Genomic DNA, 7626 nt, shown 5'->3' with positions numbered 1-7626 from the left:
CTGGCCGACGCGGCCTGGGCGGCGGCCGGCGGCGTCATGCCCGGCGACAGCGGCACCGGCTCGCCCTTGCTCGCGTCACGCGTGAGCGACTGCGCGGGGCCCGTTTCCTTCGCGACCACGTCCTTCAGGTTCAAACGCCCCTGCGCGTCGAGCAGCACGCGGCCATAGAAGTTCGAGAACGTCACGCGTGCGGCATCGACGTCGGTGCCCTTCTCGTCGTAGTTCGCCTTCAGGTTCGTCAGCGCGAGCGAGCGCCAGCCCGCGAACGGGTCGGAGGTCGCCTTGTCGAGCATCCGCACGTCGACGAGCGCGACATCGCCGCGATAGGTCGCGCGCGGCGCGTCCTTCACCTGTGCGAACGTCAGGTTGCCCTGCGCGTTGAGCAGCGCACTGGCGATCGTCGCGTTCAGCGCGCTGCCGAAGTACGGTTCGAACGCGGCCGCGTCGAGACGGTTGCCGTTGATCTTCAGGCCGAGCTTCAGCGGCTGCGCGGTCACGTCGCCCGTCACGTTCAGCGAACCCTTGCGGTTCAGCGTCGCCTTCAGTTGCACGGGCAGCGGCTTGGTCATGTCGTCGCTGATCTTCTGCACCGACAGGTCCAGCGGCTTGATCGCCAGCTTCACCGAGCGCGGCGTCGACAGGTCAGTGAAGTTCGCGGAAGAATCCCTCACGTTCAGCGCGTCGATCCGGTAGTGCCACGACGGCGCGGCGGCCTCGGCCTTGCGCGCGACCGTGCGCTTCGGCACCGACGCCTGCGCGGGTTCGGCCAGCGCCGCGAGGTCGATCTTGCCGTCCTTCAGGCGCTGCACGTCGAGCGCGAGCCCGCTGACGTCGACGCTTGCGATTTCCGCGATGCGCGTGGCCACGTCGACCTTCGCGATCTTCGCGCTCGCGTCGGGCAGCACGATCGCGGGCGCCTTCGCGTCGGGCGTCGCGATCTTCAGCGACTTCAGGCTGACCGTGCTGTCGGCAACCTGCGCGGCGAGCGGCGTCTTGCCCCAGTCGGCCTTCGCGTTGACGGTCGCACCGAGCGTGCCGTCGAGCACGCGCGCACGCGTCGCCTCGCCGAGGTACGGCTGCAGCGCCGGCAGCGCGAGTGCGGCGACCGTCAGCTTGCTCTCGACCCGCTTCTCCGCGAGATTGAATGCGCCTTCGGCCGTCATGTCGCCGCCGCGCGACAGCGACGTCGACAGCGTGTATTTCGCGGGCGTCTTGCCCTGCATCGAGAAGCCGTCGAGCGTCGCGGCGAGCTTCGTGAGCGACAGCGCGGTCGGTGTCGCCGGCACGCGGTCGTCGACGTTGACCGTGCCGCCGTCGATCGCGAAATGGCGGATCGTCAGGTCGAGCGGTGGCGCTTCCTTCGTTGCGGTTTCGACCTTCGCGCCGCTGGCGGCGGCTGCGGCAGCGGCGGAAGCGGCCGCGGCGCCCGACGCCGCCGGCTTGCCTTCGGCGGCCTTCGATGCAGCGGCCGGATGCGCGGCGAGCTTCTCGACGTTCAGCACGCCCTGCTTGTCGCGCGACAGGTCGACCACCGGCTGGTCGATCCGGATCTCGTCGAAGTGCATTGCGTTGCGCAGCGGCTCGAGGCGGGCCGCCGCGACGTGCACGCCGCGCGCGGCGAACAGCGGCGCGGACGCGTGGTCGGTCACCTTCGCATCCTTCAGGTCGACGGTGCCCGACACGCGCAGCGCGGGCGTCTCGCCGCTCATCACGAAATTGACCGCGAGGTCGCTGCTCAGCAGGCCGCTCGTCACGGCCACCGGCAGCTTCGCCGGCACGTACGAGATCAGCTTCGGCACGTCGAGGCCGTCGAATTTCAGCGCGATCTCCGATTCGCGCGACTGCGCGAACGGCTTGGTCTTGCCGTCGATCGCGATCGGGCTGCCGTCGAACCGCGCGCGCAGCTTCGGCTCGACGAAGATGTCGGTCTTCGAGGCCAGCGTCGCGATGTACGGAATGCCGAGCGTCCAGTTGTCGACGACGTGCTTTTCGTTCAGCAGGCGGTCGTCGAAATCGATCCGGCCGTTGTTGACCTGGATGTTCGACACCGAGAACTGCGTCGGCTTGCTTTCGGGTTTCGGCGACGGCGTCGAGAACTTCTCGATCAAGTCGGTGAAGTTGAAGCGCTGCGCGTCGTAGCGGACGATATGAAAACGCGGCGAGTCGAGGCGGACTTCATTGACGATCGGCGCGCCGCGGAACAGCGACGACCACGACGGCCGCACGACGAGCTTCGCGATGTCGATGAAGTCGCCCTGGCCGCCTTTGTCGCCGAGATGGATGCCGTCGGCTTCGAGGTTCAGCGTGTAGGGGTTCAGCGCGATGCGCTGGATCGTGGCGGGCCGGTCGAGTTGCTTGCTCAACTGCTGTTCGGCGATATGGCGGATCAACGGCGGCGCCGCGAAGAACCCGAGCAGTCCGAATAAAATGATGAAGATCAGCAGGCCGATGCCGATGCGCCGGGCCCGGCGCGAGCGTGCAACGCCACCGAGGGCATGGAGGGTTGAGGGTAAGGTTTCTTTGTCTGCGCTTGCCATGCTTGAATGCCTCGGGATGGAATGCTGGGCCGCGCCGGACAACCGGGCGGCCGCGCACGCTATCCCGAAAGTATAGGCTCAGGAGGTGACGGGACGGGGTTCGGGCGCCGTCGCGCCCGCCGGTCGGACAGCGCCGCCGGACATCCGTTCATTTCCGGACGACGACGGGCGGCATCCACGAGCCGTCGCTCGCCTGCGGCTTCGGCGCATACAGGCGCAATGCGAGTGCGAAATCGGCGCGCGGCGCCGGCAGCCAGTTGGCCGCATGCGTGCCGCCCGGCGACGCCGACACGACGATGTCGATCGAGCCGTCGTGGTTGCGGCGCAGGCGGTCGCGATCGCCGAGCGAACGACGCGCCGACCCGACGTCGGGCAGCGCGCCGTTCGTCGAATAGGGTGTCAGCGTCCAGAATGCGCGCACCGGCGGCAGCGCGCCCGGCGCGAAATGCAGCACGTAGCGGTTCGCGCCGTTCAGCGGATGGCCGTCGCTGTCGACGCGGACGACCGCGAGCGTTTCGTCGTCGCGCGTCGCGGTGCCGAACTGCGTGTAGGCCGCGTACGCGCGCAGCGTGTAGTCCTGACCGTACTTGCCGGCCGTATCGCCGATCCAGCTCCAGCCGTTCGCGTTCAGCAGGTTCGACGGCGGGGTCGAGAGCCGTGCGCGCGCCTCCGCGACGCCGGCCGTCGCGGCCGTGAGGCGGTCGCCCGTCCACAGCACCGGGTAGCCGGCCGACACGCCGATGTCGCCGAGCAGTTCCTGTGCGTGCGCATCGTCGGCCGGCGCCGGGTTGTCCTGCAGCGCCTGCGCGAAGCGCGTGAAGAACGCCTTCGGATCGAGTGCGGCCACCTGCTCGGCTGGCGTGCCGCCGCCCACCGCTTCGGACGGCGCGCTGCCCGCATGCACCGCGACCGACGCGCCGCGCGCCGCGCCGGTGTAGACGGACAGCGGCACCACGCGAATCGCGCGCTGCAGTTTCTTCACGTTCGTGAGGTCGCGCCCGCCGCTCGTCTGCAGCCGGACTTCGAGCCACGCATTGGCCGACGGGACGTCGATCCGGACCGCGCCCTTCGGCAGCGTGCCCTGCCAGTCCTTCGCGGCAAAGGCAATCGTTTGCGATCGCGCGCCGCCGCGTGCGGCCACGCTCGACGACGACCACAGCACGTTCGTCCACATGTCGAGCGCGCGCGCATCCCAGTAGCGGCCGCGCGTGTCGGGCAACGTGACGATCACGGGTTCGGTCGCGACGTCGAGCCAGCCGGTCGAGTCGAGCGTGTCGACGCCCGGCAGCGGCGGGTTGACCGCGCCGACGGGCGGCAGCGCCTGCGCATGGCGCAGCGTGTTGAGGGGCGCCTGCCCCGGTTGCGCGCCGTCGCCGCCCGTCGCCGCTTCCTTCGCGACGTCCATCAGCACGAGCGGATACGCGTAGACGTAGGAGTCGGCGACTTCCGCGCGCATCCAGCCGGTCTTCCGCTGGATGGCGTCCGGTTGCGACGCGCACCCCGCTAGCAACGCCGCGATGGCGAGCGACGCGCACGCGCGCCGCAGAGAAACTGATTCCTGCTGGTTTTCAATCATCGATTACTGGCCGAATATCGTTCTTTTCAGTCAACGCCTTGTTCGACTTGCGAATGGCGAAAGCAAGGCACCCCAGCCTGCCCGGACAACCGTCTCGCTACGGTTCATAACGGTGGGCGCTGATGTCAGGCCGGTATCATAGCGCCTCAGGGCATCCCCCAATATGCCGATTAGCGGGTGCCGCGTATCCGCGGACCGAGCGGGTCCCGAATGTTTCGCCGGATCTTGAGGACAATTGGGGCGGCATCGAGGCGGTTTCGGCCGGCTTCGGATCGGTCTCGGCGGCGATCGAGTTGCCATCTGGATTGACAAGTGGTGCCACTATTGACACCATTCAGCATGGTAAGCGATTGGAGGATCCTCGAGCAAATGAGGCGCGAGCCCGCGAATGTGCGATTCAGCGATCTGTTCAAGGTCTGCGAGACACACTTCGGCCAGGCCCGCCAATCCGGTTCAAGCCACGCCATTTTCAAGACACCGTGGCAAGGCGATCCTCGAGTGAATATCCAGAACGATCGCGGGAAAGCCAAGGCCTATCAGGTGCGGCAGGTTCTCGACGCGATCGACCGACTGAAGGAACAGAAATCATGACTCAAGACCACTTTACGTACCGCGTAACGTGGTCCCCGGAGGACGGGGAGCACGTCGGCCTGTGCGCGGAGTTCCCGTCTCTTTCGTGGCTCGACGCGACGCCGGAAGGCGCGCTGGCCGGCATCCGCCGGCTCGTCGCCGATGTCGTGCGCGACATGACCGCGAACGGCGAAAAGGTGCCCGAACCGATCGCCGACCGAACCTACAGCGGTGAATTCAAGGTCCGCATCCCGCCGCAAGCCCACCGCGCGCTGGTGATCCAGGCCGCCGAACAAGGCGTCAGCCTGAACCGTCTCGCGAGCGCCAAGCTCTGCGCGTAACCACGCGATTGCGTGCAATCACGTGACGCCCGGCTTTCCTCGCGGAAGCCGGGCGTTCGCTTTTTCCGGGCCGTGGCACCCTGTGAACAGGGATGGCCTTGAGCCGATCCGCCCGCCTTGCCTCGCATGCATCGCGCACCGCTTGACCTTACCATCATGGGAATGTTGATACTGGGATCATTGGCGGCATGAGCCGCGCATTCAGGGAATCCGACATGACTGAATCACTTGCCTCCGCAGCGCTGCATACGATCGAGCTGAGCATCGACGGCATGCATTGCGGCGGCTGTACCGGCCGCGTGCAACGCGCGCTGGCCGCGGTACCGGGCGTCGTCGAGGCGGCTGTTGACCTCGACACGCACACGGCGACCGTGACTGCGCAGGAAACGGTAGAAACCGCACAACTCTTGGAGGCGGTCGGCGCAGCCGGCTACCGCGCCGCCGTGCGCGGCCCGCTGCTCGAAGACGCCACGACGCCGCATGCCCATCCTGCCGAAGCATCGCCCGCGCCGATGGCCGCAGCCGCTTCCACTACCCGCCAGCCGCTTCCGGCCGACAGCACCATCATCGAACTCGATATCGACGGAATGACCTGTGCGTCGTGCGTATCGCGCGTCGAAAAGGCGCTGGCGAAGGTGCCGGGCGTCACGCGCGCGTCGGTCAACCTCGCGACCGAGCGCGCCACCGTCGATGCCGCGGCGAACGTTTCCGCCGCGCAACTGGTGGACACCGTGAAGCAGGCCGGCTACGGCGCGACGCCGACGGTAACGGATGCCGGCGTCGCCGCGTTCGCACCTTCGTCGCCTGCTGCGCCTGCCAGCATCGAACTCGACATCGGCGGGATGACGTGCGCGTCCTGCGTGTCGCGCGTCGAAAAGGCGCTGGCGAAGGTGCCGGGCGTCACGCGCGCGTCGGTCAACCTCGCGACTGAACGGGCTACCGTCGACGCCGCGCCCGACGTGACCGCCGCCCGGCTCGCCGAAGCCGTGAAACAAGCCGGCTATGGCGCGACCCCGGTGGCCGGCGCCGCGATCCCGCCGGCAGCCTCCACCGCTCCCGCCGATCTTGAACTCGACATCGACGGGATGACTTGCGCGTCCTGCGTGTCGCGCGTCGAAAAGGCGCTGGCCGCCGTGCCGGGCGTCGCGCGCGCTTCCGTCAACCTCGCGACCGAGCGTGCGTCGGTGCACGGCGCCGGCGCGCTCGATGCCGCCACGCTGATCGCGGCCGTCTCCACAGCCGGCTACCGCGCGTCGCTCTCCGCCACATCATCAGCCGGTGCCACCGCCGGGGCTGACGCGCAACCGACCAGCCCCGCGCAAGACCCCGACGCCCGCAAGCACCTCGAAGCGATTCGCGAACGCGATCTCGTGATCTGGTCCGCCGTGCTGAGCGCGCCCCTCGTCGCACCGATGCTCGTCGCGCCGTTCGGCATCGACCTGATGCTGCCCGGCTGGCTCCAGCTCATGCTCGCATCGATCGTCCAGTTCGGCTATGGCGCGCGCTTCTATCGTGCGGCCTGGCATGCGGTGAAGGCGCGCACCGGCAACATGGACCTGCTCGTCGCGCTCGGCACGTCGGCCGCGTACGGGCTGAGCCTGTGGATGCTGCTGCGCGACCCCTTGCATCCCGGCCACCTGTATTTCGAGGCGTCGGCCGTCATCGTCACGTTGGTGCGCTTCGGCAAGTGGCTCGAGTCGCGCGCGAAGCGCCAGACCACCGATGCGATCCGCGCGCTGAACGCACTGCGTCCCGACCGCGCGCGCGTCATCGAGCACGGCGTCGAGCGCGACGTGCCGCTGGCGCAGGTACGCGTCGGCACCCGCGTCAGCATCCGTCCCGGCGAGCGCGTGCCCGTCGACGGCCGGATCGTGTCGGGCCGCTCGCACATCGACGAATCGCTGATCACCGGCGAAAGCCTGCCCGTGCCGAAGGACGACGGCGACCCCGTCACGGCCGGCTCGATCAACGGCGAAGGCGCGCTCGTCGTCGAAACCACCGCGATCGGCGCGGAGACGACGCTCGCACGCATCATCCGCCTCGTCGAATCCGCGCAGGCCGAGAAGGCGCCGATCCAGCGGCTCGTCGATCGCGTGAGCGAGGTATTCGTGCCGGCGATCCTCGGCATCGCCTTGCTGACGCTGGTCGGCTGGCTGATCGCCGGCGCCGGCACGGAAACCGCGATCCTCAACGCGGTCGCGGTGCTCGTCATCGCGTGCCCGTGCGCGCTCGGCCTCGCGACGCCCGCCGCGATCATGGCCGGCACGGGCGTCGCGGCCCGGCACGGCGTGCTGATCAAGGATGCGCAGGCGCTCGAACTCGCGCAGCGCGCGACCGTGATCGCGTTCGACAAGACTGGCACGCTGACCGAAGGCAAGCCGTCCGTAACGGCGTTCGAAGCGGTCGGCGTGCCGCATGACGAAGCGCTCGCGCTCGCGGCGACGGTGCAGCGCCAGAGCGACCATCCGCTCGCGCGCGCCGTGGTCGCCGCGCATCGCGCTGCAGGTCGACGCGGCGTCGGGCGACCGGCATCCGCACGACGGCCGTGTGAGCACCTTCAACCCGCTGTTTCCGAACGGCTATTACTTCACGCTGGCCGGCT

Annotated in this window: 4 protein-coding genes and 2 pseudogenes; 4 read left to right on the top strand and 2 right to left on the bottom strand. The window is 68.7% G+C overall.

From position 1 onward, the window contains the following. The coding region (locus F3J15_RS36530) for a DUF748 domain-containing protein (protein ID WP_166897544.1) at positions 1-2537 on the bottom strand (2537 nt) is incomplete at its 3' end. A gap of 148 nt (positions 2538-2685) precedes the next feature. Then, a complete protein-coding gene (locus F3J15_RS36525; protein ID WP_089448595.1) occupies positions 2686-4113 on the bottom strand; it encodes a DUF1254 domain-containing protein in 1428 nt (475 codons plus the stop codon). A 369-nt stretch (positions 4114-4482) separates the two neighbouring features. On the opposite strand from F3J15_RS36525, the gene F3J15_RS36520 reads away from it, so the two are divergent. From F3J15_RS36520 to F3J15_RS38015, 4 genes and pseudogenes are all read left to right on the top strand, one after another. Then, positions 4483-4704 (top strand): toxin HicA, encoded by a 222-nt coding sequence (locus F3J15_RS36520; protein WP_240159294.1) that lies wholly within the window; start codon positions 4483-4485, stop codon positions 4702-4704. Continuing rightward, the gene (locus F3J15_RS36515) at positions 4701-5024 is read left to right on the top strand and encodes a toxin-antitoxin system HicB family antitoxin (RefSeq protein ID WP_060074480.1); all 324 of its coding nucleotides are present in this window, start codon (positions 4701-4703) and stop codon (positions 5022-5024) included. Before F3J15_RS36520 ends, F3J15_RS36515 begins: the two co-directional genes overlap by 4 nt. Before the next feature lie 215 nt (positions 5025-5239). Beyond that, positions 5240-7519 (top strand): annotated as a pseudogene (locus F3J15_RS36510) (heavy metal translocating P-type ATPase); the annotation flags it as partial. Then, positions 7500-7626: pseudogene (locus F3J15_RS38015) on the top strand (alginate export family protein); the annotation flags it as partial. The pseudogenes F3J15_RS36510 and F3J15_RS38015, both read left to right, overlap by 20 nt.

The organism is Burkholderia sp. Ap-955, assembly GCF_011753045.1.
In the GTDB taxonomy this organism is placed as follows: domain Bacteria; phylum Pseudomonadota; class Gammaproteobacteria; order Burkholderiales; family Burkholderiaceae; genus Burkholderia; species Burkholderia lata_D.
The sequence above is the reverse complement of the archived record's forward strand: the minus strand, read 5'-3'. Positions and strand labels throughout refer to the sequence as shown.